The 18,013-nt window shown below is 37.0% G+C and carries 16 protein-coding genes and 1 CRISPR repeat array; of the genes, 6 read left to right on the forward strand and 10 right to left on the reverse strand.

Annotated features, from left to right (window positions below; translation table 11 throughout):
- Positions 1-32: 32 nt before the first annotated feature.
- The gene (aspA, locus tag IEV17_RS01065) at positions 33-1,475 is read right to left on the reverse strand and encodes an aspartate ammonia-lyase (protein WP_004662454.1); all 1,443 of its coding nucleotides are present in this window, start codon (positions 1,473-1,475) and stop codon (positions 33-35) included.
- A 482-nt stretch (positions 1,476-1,957) separates the two neighbouring features.
- Here aspA and putP point away from each other — a divergent pair, with 482 nt between their 5' ends.
- Positions 1,958-3,463: a sodium/proline symporter PutP gene (putP, locus tag IEV17_RS01070; RefSeq protein WP_004662455.1), complete on the forward strand. Its 1,506-nt coding sequence runs from the start codon at positions 1,958-1,960 to the stop codon at positions 3,461-3,463.
- 58 nt (positions 3,464-3,521) lie between these two features.
- Here the strand turns inward: putP and IEV17_RS01075 are convergent, their stop codons facing one another.
- On the reverse strand, positions 3,522-4,013 hold the full coding sequence (locus IEV17_RS01075; RefSeq protein WP_004662457.1) for an Lrp/AsnC ligand binding domain-containing protein: 492 nt from the start codon (positions 4,011-4,013) through the stop codon (positions 3,522-3,524).
- A gap of 120 nt (positions 4,014-4,133) precedes the next feature.
- Here IEV17_RS01075 and putA point away from each other — a divergent pair, with 120 nt between their 5' ends.
- Positions 4,134-7,895: a trifunctional transcriptional regulator/proline dehydrogenase/L-glutamate gamma-semialdehyde dehydrogenase gene (gene putA / locus IEV17_RS01080; RefSeq protein ID WP_004662460.1), complete on the forward strand. Its 3,762-nt coding sequence runs from the start codon at positions 4,134-4,136 to the stop codon at positions 7,893-7,895.
- Between the two features lie 338 nt (positions 7,896-8,233).
- Here the strand turns inward: putA and IEV17_RS01085 are convergent, their stop codons facing one another.
- Genes IEV17_RS01085 through IEV17_RS01105 form a run of 5 tightly spaced genes read right to left on the reverse strand, consistent with a single transcriptional unit; the run spans position 8,234 to position 11,788 of the window.
- Positions 8,234-8,785, reverse strand: a complete 552-nt coding sequence (locus IEV17_RS01085) for a DUF2799 domain-containing protein (RefSeq protein ID WP_004662461.1) — start codon at positions 8,783-8,785, stop codon at positions 8,234-8,236.
- A gap of 42 nt (positions 8,786-8,827) precedes the next feature.
- Positions 8,828-9,262 (reverse strand): 2-amino-4-hydroxy-6-hydroxymethyldihydropteridine diphosphokinase, encoded by a 435-nt coding sequence (locus tag IEV17_RS01090; RefSeq protein ID WP_004662463.1) that lies wholly within the window; start codon positions 9,260-9,262, stop codon positions 8,828-8,830.
- Positions 9,219-9,599 carry a dihydroneopterin aldolase gene (folB, locus tag IEV17_RS01095; RefSeq protein WP_004662466.1) on the reverse strand — a complete coding sequence of 127 codons (381 nt, stop codon included), beginning with the start codon at positions 9,597-9,599 and terminating at the stop codon, positions 9,219-9,221. Before folB ends, IEV17_RS01090 begins: the two co-directional genes overlap by 44 nt.
- Before the next feature lie 26 nt (positions 9,600-9,625).
- On the reverse strand, positions 9,626-10,924 hold the full coding sequence (locus tag IEV17_RS01100; protein ID WP_004662468.1) for an ABC1 kinase family protein: 1,299 nt from the start codon (positions 10,922-10,924) through the stop codon (positions 9,626-9,628).
- A 57-nt stretch (positions 10,925-10,981) separates the two neighbouring features.
- Positions 10,982-11,788, reverse strand: a complete 807-nt coding sequence (locus IEV17_RS01105) for a HesA/MoeB/ThiF family protein (protein ID WP_004662470.1) — start codon at positions 11,786-11,788, stop codon at positions 10,982-10,984.
- A gap of 211 nt (positions 11,789-11,999) precedes the next feature.
- A CRISPR array of direct repeats spans positions 12,000-12,268; the repeat unit is 29 nt; unit sequence TGTTCACTGCCGTATAGGCAGCTTAGAAA.
- A 200-nt stretch (positions 12,269-12,468) separates the two neighbouring features.
- Between IEV17_RS01105 and IEV17_RS17085 the strand changes: the two genes are divergently transcribed.
- Positions 12,469-12,834: a hypothetical protein gene (locus IEV17_RS17085; RefSeq protein ID WP_004662473.1), complete on the forward strand. Its 366-nt coding sequence runs from the start codon at positions 12,469-12,471 to the stop codon at positions 12,832-12,834.
- 9 nt (positions 12,835-12,843) lie between these two features.
- The gene (locus tag IEV17_RS17090; protein WP_004662475.1) at positions 12,844-13,236 is read left to right on the forward strand and encodes a PDZ domain-containing protein; all 393 of its coding nucleotides are present in this window, start codon (positions 12,844-12,846) and stop codon (positions 13,234-13,236) included.
- A gap of 62 nt (positions 13,237-13,298) precedes the next feature.
- Here IEV17_RS17090 and IEV17_RS01115 read toward each other — a convergent pair whose 3' ends face one another.
- Positions 13,299-14,339 (reverse strand): lipase secretion chaperone, encoded by a 1,041-nt coding sequence (locus IEV17_RS01115; protein ID WP_004662477.1) that lies wholly within the window; start codon positions 14,337-14,339, stop codon positions 13,299-13,301.
- A gap of 80 nt (positions 14,340-14,419) precedes the next feature.
- Positions 14,420-15,436: a lipase family alpha/beta hydrolase gene (locus IEV17_RS01120; RefSeq protein WP_004662480.1), complete on the reverse strand. Its 1,017-nt coding sequence runs from the start codon at positions 15,434-15,436 to the stop codon at positions 14,420-14,422.
- A 277-nt stretch (positions 15,437-15,713) separates the two neighbouring features.
- Between IEV17_RS01120 and IEV17_RS01125 the strand changes: the two genes are divergently transcribed.
- The gene (locus IEV17_RS01125) at positions 15,714-16,730 is read left to right on the forward strand and encodes a helix-turn-helix domain-containing protein (RefSeq protein ID WP_004662482.1); all 1,017 of its coding nucleotides are present in this window, start codon (positions 15,714-15,716) and stop codon (positions 16,728-16,730) included.
- Between the two features lie 57 nt (positions 16,731-16,787).
- Positions 16,788-17,366 carry a flavin reductase family protein gene (locus IEV17_RS01130; RefSeq protein WP_004662484.1) on the forward strand — a complete coding sequence of 193 codons (579 nt, stop codon included), beginning with the start codon at positions 16,788-16,790 and terminating at the stop codon, positions 17,364-17,366.
- A 40-nt stretch (positions 17,367-17,406) separates the two neighbouring features.
- Here IEV17_RS01130 and IEV17_RS01135 read toward each other — a convergent pair whose 3' ends face one another.
- A complete protein-coding gene (locus IEV17_RS01135; RefSeq protein ID WP_004662486.1) occupies positions 17,407-17,979 on the reverse strand; it encodes a hypothetical protein in 573 nt (190 codons plus the stop codon).
- Between the last annotated feature and the right edge of the window lie 34 nt (positions 17,980-18,013).

An 18,013-nucleotide genomic window follows, 5' to 3' on the forward strand; every position in this document is an offset into this window, starting at 1 on the left:
AAGAACTGGGCTTTTTATTTATGCTTAATTAATTAAGCAACATAATCAACCTGAATACCATCTACTTCTGAAACCAAATTCTCAAAAGAGAAAATTTCATCAAGTTGAGCCTGTGTGAGTAAACCTCGCTCTAGCACAACTTCCTGAATAGTTTTATTCTCTGCAATACATTGCTTACCAATTTCATCGCACAAAGCATGGCCTAATAATGGATCGAGCAAAGTAATAATCCCTACACTACGCATGACCGCATCATGGCATGCTTGTTCATGTGCTTTGATTCCACGTACACATTTTTCATCTAAACTTTGAATCGCTTGGGTTAATAGCTCAATTGATTCATTAAGTGAAATTGCAATCACAGGCTCCATGACATTTAACTGTAACTGTCCTGCTTCTGCTGCAAATGTAATCGTAAGATCGTTACCAATCACCTTAAATGCAATCTGATTTACCACTTCTGGAATAACAGGATTTACTTTTGCAGGCATAATTGATGAGCCAGCTTGTAATTCAGGTAATTGGATTTCACCCAAACCAGTACGAGGACCTGAACTTAGCAAACGTAAATCATTGCTAATCTTCGAAAGTTTACATGCAAGACGCTTTAAGGCACTCGATAAAATAATAAAGACGCCACAATCACTGGTTGCTTCAACATAGTCTTCAGCACCAACTAAATTTAAACCTGTAATTTGTTTCAAACACAAAACTACTTTTACAGCATAGCCTTTAGGTGTGTTTACACCAGTACCAATTGCAGTTGCGCCTAAATTTACTTCAAGCAACAACTCGCGTGTACGTTTAATCAGACGAACATCTTCTTTTAATAAAGTTGCAAATGCGTGAAATTCTTGCCCAAGTGTCATCGGCACAGCATCTTGGAGTTGGGTACGCCCCATTTTTAAAATATAGCGAAACTCGATTGCTTTATTCTCAAATGAAGTAATCAATTTATCCATTTGTGTAAATAGTGCATCTAGAGAACAATAAGTCGATAAACGAATCGCAGTAGGATACACATCATTCGTTGATTGTGATTTGTTGATATGATCATTCGGGTGAATGATGTCATATTGACCTTTTTGATGACCTAATGATTCAAGTGCGATATTGGCAATGACTTCATTAGTGTTCATATTAATTGACGTGCCTGCCCCACCTTGATAAATATCAATTGGAAATGAGTCTTGCCATTTTTGTGTTTCATTAATTAAATCATCACAAGCTCGCTGAATCGCCAAGCTTTGAGTTTCTGTTAATTTATTAAAACTTAGATTTGCTTGAGCAGATGCTTTCTTCACTTGTGCTAACGCACGAATAAAGTGACTATTTTGTCCAACTTTTTGCGAAGAAATTTTGAAATTTTCAATTGCGCGTAAAGTATGAATTCCGTAATAACAATCCATTGGCACTTCTTTTGCACCAAGTAAATCATGCTCTATTCTTATGGTTGCTGCTTGAACCGTGTCCACTTTCCATTTCTCTCAGACAATGCACCCTAATGGTGCAAAGAAATAATATGGAAGATTTCAAATAAATTTTCATTAGCAGAATTGCTTAACATTACGAGCTTTTTATAATGTAATTTCTCTGCATTGTTGCTTTTGTAACAACATGTGTTGTCATTTCATTCTATTTTTCTGTTCAAAAATGTCTGTTATTACTATCAATTTTTTGCCGCTGCAATAATTTGAAACATGTAGCCTATTTTTAAGCCGCAAATGTCTTTCTTTTATTTAAAAAAAAGTGAGCTTTTTTAGATTTAAAAATTAAGATTCATACACTTAATTTAAATTACATAAAATATACAAACAATATACAAAAACAAAACAGTATTTTAAAAATCATTCGTGCTTGAATCTGTGGCCTTATCAGTCTTGTTAGAATAGTGAATCATTTTTGTCTATTCAGATGGGATTGCACAGTTATGGATATGTAAGGACAGGCATCCATTATGAATTTTTCGAATCCCACTGTTGTTGTGTTCGTGGTGTATATTATCGCCATGCTTGGTATCGGTTTATACGCCTATTTTTCTACCAAAAACCTTGATGATTATATTCTTGGAGGACGAAGCCTAGGTAGTTTCGTTACCGCTTTATCTGCGGGTGCATCCGATATGAGTGGCTGGCTACTCATGGGTTTACCAGGGGCAATCTATTTGACAGGCTTATCTGAATCATGGATTGCAATTGGCTTAATCATTGGTGCATGGCTCAACTGGTATCTCGTGGCTGGACGTTTACGCGTTCATACTGAGGTTCAGAATAATGCGCTTACGTTACCAGATTATTTCACTGGTCGTTTTGATGATCAGAAAAAGATCTTACGTGTAACTTCCGCACTGATTATTCTCATCTTTTTCGCGATTTATTGTGCTTCTGGCATGGTAGCTGGTGCACGTCTATTTGAAACATTGTTCCACTTACCTTACCAAACCGCTTTATGGCTTGGTGCATTTGCAACAATCGGATATGTTTGTATTGGTGGCTTCTTGGCAATCAGTTGGACAGATACATTCCAAGCTGGTTTGATGATTTTTGCGTTATTGCTTCTACCTATCGTCACATACATGTCTTTAGGTGTAGGTGTCGAAGAATTTACAGCAATTGTTGAGAGCGCCCGCCCGCATGCTTATGATTTTGTTTCAAATCTAAATATTGAAAGTATTGTTGGGATTCTTTCAGCAGCTGCTTGGGGCTTGGGTTATTTTGGTCAACCTCACATTCTAGTTCGTTTTATGGCTGCCGATTCTGTTAAATCAATCCCTGCTGCTCGTCGTATCGGTATGACATGGATGATTTTATGCTTGGCAGGTGCAGTTGGTTCTGGTTTTATCGGAATTGCGTATTTCCATCAACATCCTGAATTTGCAGCGGTTGTGACGGCTAACCCTGAAACAGTGTTTATGGAACTCACTAAAATTTTATTCAACCCTTGGGTTGTTGGTGTGATCCTTGCTGCAATTTTATCAGCAGTCATGAGTACCTTAAGTTGTCAGTTATTGGTATGTTCAAGCGCATTAACTGAAGATTTATACAAAGGCTTGATCCGGAAAAATGCAACTCAAAAAGAGTTAGTTTGGATTGGTCGAGCAATGGTACTTGCAGTTGCAATGTTAGCTCTTGCTTTAGCCCAAAACCCTGATAGTAAAGTACTTGGCTTAGTTTCTTATGCTTGGGCTGGCTTCGGTGCTGCTTTCGGTCCATTGATTATCATGTCATTGTTCTGGAAACGTATGACGCTAAACGGTGCTTTGGCGGGTATGGTTATCGGTGCAGTTACAGTGATTGTTTGGAAAAATTTATTTGCTAGTACTGGTATTTATGAAATTATTCCTGGTTTCATTTTTGCCTTGATCAGTATTGTTGTGGTGAGCTTACTTGGTAAAGCACCTAACGCAACTGTGACTGGTCGTTTTGAACAAGCAGATGAAATCTATACGAGAGAAATGAAATAAGATTTCTGAGTAAAATTTAAGGGGGCTTTCGAGCCCCTTTGTTTTATTTGATCTTTTATTAAAATTTGGTTCTTGATTTAATTTTTATTTTAGAGCTGTCTTTTACAACCTGCATCACAGGATAACTACGCGTTTCTTTCACTCCAGGAAGTTGCCATAAAATTTGCCCCGCAATACGACGAAACTCCTCCATCCCTGCGCTACGCAATTTGATCAAAAAGTCAAAGCCACCACTCACCATATGACATTCAACAATCTCCGGATATTGTGTCACTGCATCAATGAAATCCTCGAGTACATTCGGGGTGGTTTTATCTAAGAGCACCTCAACAAACACAAGAAAACTGGCATTTAACTTATTCGGATTGAGTTTTGCCTCATATCCCAAGATAAATTCATCTTTCGTCAACTTTTGCACACGGGCCATGACAGCAGTCGGTGAAAGGTTCACTAATTCCGCCAATTTACTGTTGGAAATTCTTCCATCTGTTTGAAGAATATCCAGAATTTTCAGATCGGTACGATCTAATGTATAAATAGGGCCATTCAACTGAATTTTCCTCTAAAAAATAGGTAAATTATAGTGAGTTACTCGGGTTTTATTCTGTAATCATAAATTATCTAAACCTCTCTACTCAATATGTTCTAGAGATTGTTATTGGAATTTAGTATGAATACATTGGATACTCCCGCACAAATGGACACAGCTCACACAGACGGTTATATCACCGAATTTAAAGAAAAAAGTGAGTTTGAGCAACGCATTAATACAGCTTGGCGACGTGCTGAGCCTGAAGCGGTTAAACAACTTGCAGAAGCAGCAGATATTTCTCCTGATCTTGATCAAAAAATTTATGAATTAGCATTCAGTCTTGCACATAATTTACGTGAACGTAAAAGCTCGGCTGGAAAAGCAGGTATTGTTCAAGGTTTACTCCAAGAGTTCTCACTTTCTTCACAAGAAGGTGTGGCATTGATGTGTTTGGCAGAAGCATTACTTCGTATTCCAGATACAGCAACACGTGATTTATTAATTCGTGACAAGATCAACCAAGGCAACTGGAAAGAGCATTTAGGTCAAAGTAACCTGATGTTCGTAAATGCCGCTGCTTGGGGTTTAATGCTTACTGGCAAGTTAATGGAAACACCTAAACAAACCAGTTTATCAAGTATTTTAACAGGTCTTCTCGCTCGCAGTGGACGTGGCATTATTCGTAAAGCAGTTGATGTCGCGATGCGTATGATGGGTGAGCAATTCGTTACGGGCGAAACCATCGAAGAAGCACTTGAGCATGCAAAACCATTTGAACACAAAGGTTTCCGCTATTCATACGATATGTTGGGTGAAGCTGCGCTAACTGACCATGATGCTGAGCGTTATTATAACGATTACACTCAAGCGATTCACGCTATTGGTAAAGCATCAAACGGGCGTGGTGTTTATGAAGGTCCTGGTATCTCGATTAAGCTCTCTGCTTTGCACCCACGTTACCAACGTGCGCAAATTGATCGTGTACATCATGAGCTTTACAACAAAGTTTTCGAACTTGCATGCTTAGCAAAACAATACGACATCGGCTTAAACATCGATGCTGAAGAATCTGAACGTTTAGAAATTTCACTCGAACTACTTGAGCGTTTATGTTTCGAACCAAAACTTGCGAATTGGAAAGGCATTGGTTTCGTTATTCAGGCTTATCAAAAACGTTGTTTCTACGTGGTTGATTATATCGTTGATCTTGCAAAACGCAGTAACAAACGCCTCATGATCCGTTTGGTAAAAGGTGCATATTGGGATAGCGAAATCAAGAAAGCGCAAATTGACGGCATGACTGACTACCCTGTGTTTACTCGTAAAGTTCACACTGATTTATCATACATTGCTTGTGCGAAGAAGCTCCTTGCTGCACCAGATCAAGTGTACCCGCAATTTGCAACGCACAATGCACAATCACTTGCAACGATTTATACACTTGCAGACCCAAGCAAATATTATCCAGGTCAATATGAGTTCCAATGCCTACACGGTATGGGCGAACCTTTGTATGAGCAAGTTGTAGGTTCAAAAGCAGACAATAAACTTGGTGTACCATGTCGCGTCTATGCGCCAGTGGGTAACCATGAAACTTTATTGGCTTACTTAGTCCGTCGTTTACTTGAAAATGGTGCAAATACCTCATTCGTAAACCGTATTGCTGATAAGACGTTAAAAGTTGAAGACTTGATTCAGTCTCCAATCAAAGATATTCAAACTGCTGCTAAAGATGAAGGTCAGATTGGCTTAAAGCATCCTGCGATTCCACTTCCGCATGATCTTTACCCATTACGTCCGAACTCAAATGGTTTTGATTTAAATAACGATCAGCCTTTAGCTGCATTAGATACAACAGCACAAAAACTCCGTAGCCATATTTGGAAAAGTGCACCTTTACTTGGTTTTGAATCAACAGTTCACGATCAAAGTAATGCGATTGCAATTACAAACCCTGCACAAAATAGTGAAATTGTCGGTCATGTGAATGAAGCGACTAGCGCGGATGTACAATTGGCATTAGAAGCAGCTGTACAAGCTGAACAAAGCTGGGCTGCAACAGATAAAGTTGAACGTGCAGCTTGCTTAAAACGCGCCGCAGATTTAATGGAAGCTCGCATCCAAGAATTGATGGTATTACTTTGCCGTGAAAGTGGTAAAACTTATGCCAATGCTATTGCAGAAGTTCGTGAAGCCGTTGATTTCTTGCGTTACTACGCGACACAAATCGAAAACTTGCCTGCAAATGCACAAGTAAAGCCATTAGGTACAGTCTTGTGTATTAGCCCATGGAACTTCCCTCTTGCGATTTTCTCTGGTCAAATTGCTGCTGCATTGGTCAGTGGTAACTGTGTGATTGCCAAACCAGCAGAACAAACACCACTCATTGCAGCGCAAGCCGTTCAAATGCTTTGGGAAGCTGGTGTGCCACACGGCGTTGTTCAACTTCTTCCGGGTCGTGGTGAAACTGTTGGTGCTCAACTTAGCCAAGATGATCGCATTCAAGGCATTATGTTCACTGGTTCGACAGAAGTTGCAAAAATCTTGCAAAAAACTGTGGCAAAACGTTTATCTCCAAATGGTCAACCGATTCCGTTAATTGCGGAAACAGGTGGTCAAAATGCGATGATCGTCGATTCTTCTGCACTTACTGAGCAGGTCGTATTGGATGTTGTAAGCTCTGCATTTGACAGTGCTGGTCAACGTTGTTCTGCACTTCGTATCTTATGTGTACAAGAAGATAGTGCTGCAACTGTGATCAAAATGTTGAAAGGTGCAATGCAACAGTTAATCGTTGGTAATCCTGCGATCTTAAAAACTGACATTGGGCCTGTAATCGACGCTGAAGCAAAACAAACCATCGATACACATATTCAAAAGATGAAATCTAAAGGCTACCCTGTTCATCAATTAATGTTCAACGATGCGGTAAGCCAAAAAGCGCTTGCACAAGGTACATTTGTTCCGCCAACAGCGATTGAATTACCAAATCTTGATGACTTAGAGCGCGAAGTTTTTGGTCCTGTTTTGCACATCATCACTTATAAGTATGGTGAGCTTGAGCAATTGATCGACCGTATCAATGCTAAAGGGTATGGCCTAACAATGGGTTTACATACACGTATCGATGAAACCATCAATACAGTGATCCAACGTGCTGAGGTGGGTAACTTATATATCAACCGAAACATCGTTGGTGCTGTGGTAGGCGTTCAACCATTTGGTGGTGAAGGCCTATCTGGTACTGGTCCTAAAGCTGGTGGTCCACTGTATATGTACCGCTTAATGGAACATTGTTCAGAGAAAGTTTTAGCAACACCTTTTGCGGTTAAAGCTGAAATCTCTCAGTTTGATGCTGTATCAAATGTTGCTTACCAGAACTTGTTGACTTGGGCTAAACAAAATATGCCTCACGCAATTCCAACAATTCCAGCATTTGGTGTTGGTAAGTTCTACGAGTTGCAAGGTCCAACAGGCGAAAGCAATCAATATATTATCTTGCCTCGTCATCGTGTGCTTTCTATCGCAGATAATGAAGTGAGCCAGTTACAACAGTTACTAGCGATTTTCGCAGTAAGCAGTACTGCTGCTGTAACTAAAGATAATGCTTTCTTCGCCAAATATCAGAAATCTTTACCAAAAGATGTTTTAGCTGCAATCACAGTAATATCAAACATTGAAAAAGATGCTTTTGATGCTGTTTTACATCATGGTTCAGTTAATCAATTAAGTGAACTACAAACTAAAATTGCGAACCGTTCTGGAGCAATCGTGGGCATTACTCATCTCAAGAAAGATGAGCAGATTCCTTTAGAACGTCTAGTCATTGAACGCGCTATTAGCGTAAATACTGCTGCTGCCGGTGGTAATGCGAGTTTAATGACTTTATCTGAAGACTAATTTAAGTCTTCAATCTCCCAGCCCGAACCATGTTTACATGGTTCGGGTTTTTATTTTAATTATTTATAATCATATGATGAAACCATAAATTTATATTCATAATGAATCTAGAAATTAATAAATGCTCTTTTGATTAGATAGAATTTTTTCAAATTTATTTTTAACTTTAAAAAATTTATAAAGCAATCAACAAAAAAAACTTTTCATGCCTTAATTTTTATTTCATAGATGGTCAAAACATAAAAATAGGCAACTTATTATTTTGAAAATATTGATTAGCTTAGAAGAATTAGAACTAATTTTCTAAGCTCGAACTATGCTTTATTGAATTCGAAATATTAACGTAACCCACGTTCAGCTTTAAAACGTTCCAAATTTCGAACTGCATCTTGATAACGTGATTGAACTCTGCTGCTATTGATGCGCAAATCATATAAACGTTTTCTATAATCCTCACGATCCTTAACAGATAAGTCTTTACGCTCTAACTCTTTTAAATAATAGTTAATGTCATTTTGTGAGCGATCAAACTCCGAATTTGCTTGATAGTAGTCATTTGCAACTTGATAATATATTCGCAACGATTCACGTTTATCTAACGGACAAATACGAAAATCACCACGCCCTTCTAATGCTTCATTGAAAATGGTTTCTGGTCGGCAGTAATAACCCAAACCTTTTTGGTAACCTTGTTCATAAAGCTTTTGATTTGGCACGATATTGGCTTTTTGGCAAGAAGAATAATATTTATCTAATCGAGATTCCTGTCCTGCTGCACCGTCTTTTTCTCCAACATTAAACCAATTTGCAGTTTTACATTGTTCAACACTCATGGCAGCACAGCCTGAAAGTAAAATTGTAAAACCTACTAAAAATGAAATTCTCTTCATGGAATATTGTTCCTATTATTATAGTGTTACAGATAAAAAGCGTTACATAGAAATAACTGGATAAGAATTTTTCCTATCATAATCTAAGTCTGGAATCTGCCATAAATCATAAAGTGGAATTTTAACATCTAATGCTAATGGTAACTTTTTTGGATTAAATTGCATATCGTCTAAAGTCTCCCCCCAAGCAATCACATCAATATCTAAGCTAATATTATGTGATGGGCGAACTCGACCAGATTGTGCTTCTAAGTTTTTCAGGGTTTCAGTGATCTCATCAACGCTCAGTCGACTTTTTAATAAACAAGCTGAATTCCAATAATCGGCACCAACACGATCCCTACATGGGATTCTATAAATTGAAGAAAATTCCACTATACCTAAGCTTAATATCTGTTGATAAGCAAAAGTGAAATTTTGTTTTTGTTTGAGGTTACTCGCCAATGCGAGCGCAAAAATTGTTTCTGTTGCGTTCAAGGCGAATTCCTACTGCATTGGCTTGTGCAATGATGGCGGGTTTACGAATAATGATAACGATCGATTCAATTGAAGAAAATGTCGTAAATAGACATTCAAGCACCAATTGTGCAGCATGCTCTATCAATTTGGGTTGGGCTTGTTGAATCACTTGAGCTGCAAGTTCGCAGATTTGTGCGTAGTTCAACGTATCTTCTAGCTCATCTGATTGCGCAGCTTGAGTGAGATCATTATGAATGGTGAGATCTAGCATCAAAGGTTGAATAATTTGGCGTTCCCAGTTGAAACAACCAATCACAGTATCCACCTTCAACCCTTCAATTATAATGGCATCCATAATGACCTAATGAACCGATAAATAAATTAATGCTTTAAAAACGAAGCAGGTTCAATATTGTGAACCATTTTTAAACGTTGGTCAGCATAAATATCGGTATATGGTGCGAGAACACGCATGAAACGATCAAAATATAGCATTTGCTTGAATAACAAAGCGAAGTCACGTGGAAATTTAATGCCGTGACGTTCACCTACAGCCACCATATCCATCATGATGTCATTCAAATCTGCTGGATTGGAACTGAGAATTTCTTGTGGGTCTGCCAATAAGACACCACTAAACAAACGCTCTAAATCATCAGCAAGCACTTGTGTATCAATTTTCTGATGGGTCATCCCCATCTTAAGCATGTTCTCAGCCATAGCAGTGTAATTGGTATGCTGTAATGCATCCATAAATGCCATACAGGCTGTCCAAACCTCAGGATTCAATTGCCCGACAATCCCGAAATCAATAAAACCAATACGACCATCTTCAAGTAACATCAGATTTCCAGCGTGTAAATCAGCATGGAAACTCTTACATAGCATGAGACTGCCAAACCACGTATTCATTGCAGTAATCAGAACTTGTGTTGGGTCTTTGGCATATTTTTTAACAACATCAAAATCAGTTAATGACACCCCGTACAAGCGCTGCATGGTAAGTACACGGCGCGTTGAAAATTGATGATAAACTTTTGGTGCAGTGGCAGCCTGATTGCCAGAAATGTTCAGATATTGAATAAAGTCATCCAGATTCTGTGCTTCTTCAATAAAATCAACTTCACGTACCATACGTGTTTTGATCTCATCCACGATTTCAGAAAGTGAAGCAAATTTAATTTTAGGAACTGCTCTTTCTAACAGTTTAGTTGCCCAATGTACGACATTTAAATCAGTATATAAAATCGTCTCTACACCAGGTTTTTGCACCTTTAATACCACATCTTCACCCGTAACTAGTCGAGCGGCATGGACTTGTGCAATTGAAGCTGAAGCTAGTGGCTTTTCATCGATAAAACTAAAAATTTCATTCAGATTACGGCCTTCAAATTCTTCAGCTAATACTTGTTGGATATAGCTAAATGGTAAGGTTGGCGTTTGATCTAAACAGCCTTGGAATTCCTGAACGTATTCACGAGGGAATAAAGACGGCGTACTGGCAATAAATTGACCCAGTTTAATATATGTTGAACCAAGCGACTCAAAAGTCTCACGCATGAGTTTTGCATTACTTGGTTTTTCAGTTGCATATTTCACACCTGCTTGTGCCGCAACAATAACTGTTTCACCGATACGTGCAACAGAACGTAATCCATCGAATAAAATATTTCTTTTCATAATCTTTCATTGCCTTACAGATGGTCTTAGTTTAGCAAATTTTGCTCAATTTACCGATCAAGTTGCCTGACAAACTGGACAATTTACATCTTTTTCAAATTTAAGAATGCGTTGTGAGAGATTTAAGCCATTCCAAAGCAACAATTTTTGCTTCAATGGTGTTAAACCAAGCCCTAAAAACAGCAAAGTGTGATGTGCTTGTAATGATGCTATCATTACAGGAGTGGTAGCTAATACACCTGACTCCGCACAACGTAACCCTTCATTGGCATGATCTTCTTTCGGAAACAGGCATTCATAACAAGCTGAATCAGCATCCACCATAAACAGTTGCCCTTCAAAACCAATGGCTGACGCACTGATAAGCGGTACTTGATGTTTTCTACACACCGCATTCACTAAATAACGGGTGGTAAAATTATCACAACCATCTAAAACTACATCTTGATGCTGTACAAGTTCATCAGCATTCGTTTCATCGAATCGTATATTTTGATAGCTAACTTGTATATGCGGATTAATGTCTTTTAGATGCTTTGCCAGTATTTCGGCTTTGTATCGACCTAAATCTTTTGTAGTAAAGGCAATTTGTCTTTGCAGATTACTCATTTCAATCGTATCGGCATCGACAATGGTAATTTTACCTACACCTGCACGTGCCAACAGCTCGGCACTAGTACAACCGATACCGCCTGCACCGATTATTAGCACATTGGCGAGTTTTAGTTTTTCTTGTGCTTCGATATCCCAACCATCTAATAAAATCTGACGACTATAGAGATGCATTTCCTCGTTGCTTAGCTCAAATTCATTTTCTAAATGGTCTGACACGTGACTTGCTTCTTTATCATCAAAAGTGTTCATGATTTTAAGTCTATGTAGGTTCTGAGGAAAGTAATAAATTAGAACGAACACTTTTTTCTTTTGACAAAAAGCTATTTTTACCCCAATATTTTTCTTACTCTTTAACAGCTTAATAAAATCAATAAGTTACAATTTGGGTCAAAACTTTGGGTATTTACCCAATTTTCTTGATAAATCCATGTTTTAACTTATTTTATTTACTCTATTTTACTGTTCACTGCCGTATAGGCAGCTTAGAAATTTAAAGCGTCGGACTGATGGTTTGGGTGAGTGTTCACTGCCGTATAGGCAGCTTAGAAAAATAAAATCAGCTTTGCATTGATCAAGTTCAGGTTCACTGCCATATAGGCAGCTTAGAAAAAACAATACGATCTCGTAAAAGCTACCGTAAGGTTCACTTCCATATAGGCAGCTTAGAAATTCATAAACAAAAGCCGCTGAAATAGCGGCTAGTTCACTGCCATATAGGCAGCTTAGAAAATCAAAGGAGATAGGACGGACTTTAATTTGCCAGTCGTTCAGTGTCACATAAGCAATCTCTAAATATTCATCAATAAGAATTTACTACTGATTTAATTGGATGCTCTCACCAAAATAAATAAACTTCTAAAATGATATGCTTGTAGATTTTATAAAAACAATTTGTTAAATTGCATAAACGAATATTTATTGGATATATTATGAGAAAAAAAATATTAAAATCCGCTTTTGCTTTAATGATATTAACAACATTAAATTTAAATGCTTATGGAAATATTTATATCTCTATTCCCTCTTTTAAAAAACCTAAAATTTCACCTTTCACCAAAGCACAAGCTCTTAAAACTGATGAGTTTGAAACATCAACAAAACAATTATTGGAAGAAGGTTACATACCAATTAAATCGCAAACTTTTAATGGTCGAGATGATTTTCGAGGATATGAAAATGTAGTTGCTGCTTTAGAAAAAAGGGGGGATAATCTAGGTGCTCAAATCGTCTTATTTACAAATGAAAAACCAACTGGACAAATTGGCTACTATAATTTTTCAACTCCATTTGTATAAAATACATCGATGCAATCAAACTTTGAAAGCACTAATAATAATTTTAATTCAGCAAATAATTCTTTAACTCAAACTGCTCCGAAATATAATGCTCAAAGAGAATATATTGTCAGTTATTTTTATAAATTTCACTCAATTACAGGTGTCTATCCTATTGACTTATCAGATTTAGACAAATCAAGAACAGGGCAATTAGAAGGCATAAAAGCAAAATATATTTCAAAGAATTCACCTTCCACAGATGTAATTTTAGAGGACGATATTATTTTAAAAATTGATAATATTGTTGTCAGAGATGTTAGTAATTTTGTTGACATATCGAATTATTTAAAAAATGGAAAGGTTGAATTAGAAATTCTTAGAAAAGGCCAGAAATTAGTTAAAGAAATCTTATTAAAATAAGATTTCTTTAACAACTCAATTTAATGTTTAAACCAAAATTCATAAAAATTATAATTTCTTATTTAGTTAAGCTTCTTCTGATCATTCATGATTTCATAAGATTGTGCTCGGAGTAAATCTTCTTTTGTCGCAAATGTACTATTACGAAGTTGTTCAATTGATTGTTGTTTGTTGGAATCACTCACATTGCTTTTAAGAATCTGTTCACGCTCAGACAAATAGCTATTCACTTGTTTCTGCCATCTAGCTTCTTCTTGGTCAACTTTTTCTAATCGGTCTGCCGCCTCAGCACCTAACAAACTCTCACGCATGTTACGAATCTCTTGTGCTGAACCTCCTTTTTCTTGAATTTCCTTTGTAAGCTGTTGTAATTCAGCAAATTGCATAGACACTCGAACACCATCAGCCAAAGTCGATGGTAATTGGTCAATCAAGTTTGCCAACTCGGTTGCTTTCTGTTGAGCATTCAAACTCTTATTCGCATGAATACGCATTTGATCAATATTAAATTGATTCAAGTTACGTTCATTTCCGAATAACGCATTAATTTCTGCTGAATTGAAGAATTGCTGCTGAACTTTGTACATTTGATCAAGTACTTTTTGAAAACCTTCAGCGTCTCCTGTTGTAAAGCTACTTGTAGATTTTAGATTTTTTAATGCATGAGTATATGCAACATACTGATCTAGCAAATAACTCGCATAACTTGAAGCACTGTCAGGTAAAGTTGCTTTAAGATATTGTCGAATATCCGAGATAAGTTCCGTTTCAGTTTTTTCACCTAGACTAGAAAAGAAATAGTCAAAACAACTGCGAATACCTACGGTTAAGATTAATTTTCCATTTGCATCCACTTGAATTGGACAATCTATTTCTGTGCCCTGTAAAGACGGCGCAAGATTTGGTATTTTTCCTTTATGATTTGTATCGTCGATTTTTTGAATATTATTATTCTCGGATGATAATTGGTTTTGTTGATTGAGGTCATTCTCATGTTTTTGCGCTTCTGGTTTAAATATAAAATAGATCAAGACCAATGAGAGCAGTAAACACACCATCAAACCTAAGAAGATGATTCGATTATTCAAAAGTTTAATTTTCATAGTCCCTTGCTCTATTTATTATTCCGTTTTAAATCTTTTGTTGGTTAAGGGAGTAGCTCTCTACTCCCTTAATGTTTAGATTAAAGTCCCTGATTTTTCAAACGATTTGCTTGAGTACGATAAGGCGTAACAGGGTTTTGTAAGAAGCCAACCAAGCCTAATATTTGATTGACTTCATCCAAGTGATTAAACGCATAATTATCACGAATAACTGTACCAAGATGACTCGAACAGCGTGGAACTAAACCATCATTTTCACTAGGAATTAATAAAGATGTCGCTGTTAATGCATAATCCAATGGATCAAGCGCATTGGTAAATGGGCTCGTTCCACTCCATGAGTAATAACGGACACCATTAACCAACTCTGTACCTGAGCCACAAGCCGTTGTTGGAACAGCTGCTGGAAAACGTTGATTAAAGTTAGCAGAACCACGTGTCGTTAATGAGTTTAACCCCGCGAGTGCATCCTGATCATAATAATGACCAGAACCAATTCCTACTAATGAGAAAAAGGCATTTACTCCCGCCGCGATAATAGGTGCAAGTGCAGGACCAACAGGTGATTTAACAACTGAATCTACGACATCTGCAACTTCTGAACCTTTAGTTGGACCACCAACAGCCGTCACTGATGCCACTTTATCTGGCAATAAACTTGCAACATAACGAACTGATTGTGAACCATGACTATGGCCGATTAAATTTACTTTTTGAGCGCCTGTAATCGCAAGCACCTGTTTGGTTTGAAGTAATAATTGTTCACCACGTACTTCTGATGAATTAAAAGAAGCTTGTTGTGCGACAAATACATTGGCTCCATTACCAACGAGGTCCTCTGTAATTCCATTCCAATATTGCAATGGGCCTACAGCAGAAAAACCTGCCATTCCGTGAGCTAGTAAAATTGGATACTTGGTTTTAGCATAACTAGATGTAACGTTAGTACTTCCACCAACCGTACAACTGCTTACGTTACAGTTTTGCCATGATGCTTTTGGTGCTAGAAAATCAAACAAACCTGCATGTACAACAGATCCACTGCTTGCTAGCATACCCGTCATTAACACCATAGCATTTAAATATTTTTTCTTCACATTTTGCTCCTAGCATTTTTCATTTTTATTACAACGATTGAGTCCTTAAACTTTGTATGCGGATTCATTCCAAGCATACAAAAGACTTCAGAATTATACTCCCTTGCTAGATTGTATAAATTTTAGACTAAAACAAAGCGTGCCAAAATCATAACAATACATGCCAAAATTTTGCTTGATTCGTAAAATTCCGATGAATGTACATTTTCAAATCACAACAGCTAGATTACTTTTTGATTTAGTTTGATCAGTTTTAAAATGGAATTTGCTTAAAACTATGAGTATTCCCCGCCACCAACAGCATTTTATTAGTAGCTCTTATGTTCATGTATTAAGCGAAGTCGTATCTCGATGGAACATTAGCGCCGAAGAGTTATTTTGGGGAACAGGTGTAGAGACTGATCAATTACAAGATCTAAGCTATAAAATCAGCTTAAGTTCTTTTAAAAAGGTAATTACACGTACAATCGAATTAACAAAAGAAGATGGCATTGGATTCTATGCAGCAACGCAACTCAAGATTAGTTCTCATGGTTTATTAGGTTTAACTGCCGCAATATCTAAAAATGCACTCGATGCAATCACAACCATTAATCAATTTGTGAATTTACAATGCTCATTTGTCGAATTAAATTTCGAAATAAAAGATGATCTTGCTTATTATCATATTACTTACGAGCCATCACTACTTAACTTCAATCATCAGATTGATGCTCAAGCCTATGAATTTAGTTGTACCTTTTTTCTAATCGGCTTTGTTCATCTTGTCAGATTATTTATTCCAAGTTTTAAACCGATTATAGATTTACAATGCAAATGTCCAAATTATTTTGCACGCTTCAGCGATGTATTAGTCTCTTCTTTTGCAGAAATACGCTATCAACAACCCTTCACTCGATTAATTGCATCTGCTGAATTTTTAGATATGCCTTTAAGCATGGCTGACCCATTAACTGCAGAGAAATTTAAGTTGATTTGCCAAAAAGAATTAGACGATCTTGCTGCAACTCAAGATATCTTATATCGGGTCAAATATCTTATTGATGATCCGAATGAAGGTTTACTCAGTATCGAACAAGTCGCTGAAAAGTTAAATCTAACTAAGCGGACTTTACAACGCATGTTGCAAGAAAAATCTATCAATTTTCAAATACTTTATGATGAAGTACGCAAACAAAAAGCAAAAAAACTGATGCTCAATCCTTTTATTACCAAAGATGAACTTGCTAAAAAACTCGGTTACTCATCCCTTTCAAGTTTTAATCGGGCATATAAACGCTGGGAAATTGATTAATCTTTTCGCCAAAGTTTATGCAACAATAATATCTACAATCAAGATCGTGGATATTACATGAGTAGCCCAGAAATCATAGCCGTTGAACTTGCTAAAGCCTATCGTTTACTGAATCATGGTCCAACTGTTTTAGTCTCAGCACAGCATGGAAATGATAAGGATGTAATGGCTGCTGCTTGGGCATGTGCTTTGGAACTCACACCAGCTAAAGTCACTGTAGTGCTCGATAAAAGTACCAAAACACGTCAGCTTGTGGAACAAAGTGGTTATTTTGCTTTACAAGTGCCTTGCTATGCGCAAATTGATATGGTACATCAACTCGGTACAATTAGTAAGTTTGATCAACCAAACAAATTAGAAGATTGTAAAACCGAATTGTTCTATCAAGATGAACTTAACGTCCCTCTTGTAAGCGGTAGTATTGCTTGGCTTGTGTGTAAAGTCATTCCTGAGCCGCATAATCAGCAAACTCACGATTTATTTATAGGATCTGTTATTGCTGCATGGGCAGATTCAAGAGTCTTTCGTGATGGGCATTGGTATTTTGAAAACGCAGCCAAAGAATTACGTAGTCTTCATTATATTGCAGGTGGTACTTTCTATCTGATTGGGGAAGAAGTTAAAGCAAAATTATAAAACTAAAATTTAAGAAGCAATTTTTGACAAAGATTGTTTCTTACTTTGATTCAATTTTCATTAACTCTGTATATAAACTATCTAAGAATTTCTGTTGCTGCGAATTATCTTTAAAATAACGTTGATACAGCACGCTACAACTTTCGACATCAGCAATATTGGCTTTGTTAAATGACCAGTCCGTCGTATCCTTTACAGTAATACCCAAATCGTCATCACAACTTTGCCACTGTCTAGAAAATCGCGTTTTTTTATGTTCTGCTAATTGATCAAAACTAGCATAAACAGAAAAACCCTTCATTTCTGAATTAAAGAATTTAGAAATCATCGTCACGGGCACACCACCCCAATCAATGGTTTGATCTTTTGGTAATTGAATTTCAGTTAACTTATCTTCTGCTAACAAATGCTCCTGTTTACCTTCTTTACCTCGATATTTTTCGTAAGTTAAAGTTGTTCCTGCGGGCACAACTATTTTTTTCACGACCATCACCTGTTGGGTCGTATAGTATGGATAATTAGGATTTGAGTTGCCGCCTGTTGGATTCATATTTCCAACACAACCATTTAAAAACAAGCTAAGTGCAGAACAGATCAAAATTGGATATTTCATCTATACAACCCTCTATTGAGTGAATGAATGATTT

It is taken from the genome of Acinetobacter modestus (assembly GCF_014636095.1).
In the GTDB taxonomy this organism is placed as follows: Bacteria; Pseudomonadota; Gammaproteobacteria; order Pseudomonadales; family Moraxellaceae; genus Acinetobacter; species Acinetobacter modestus.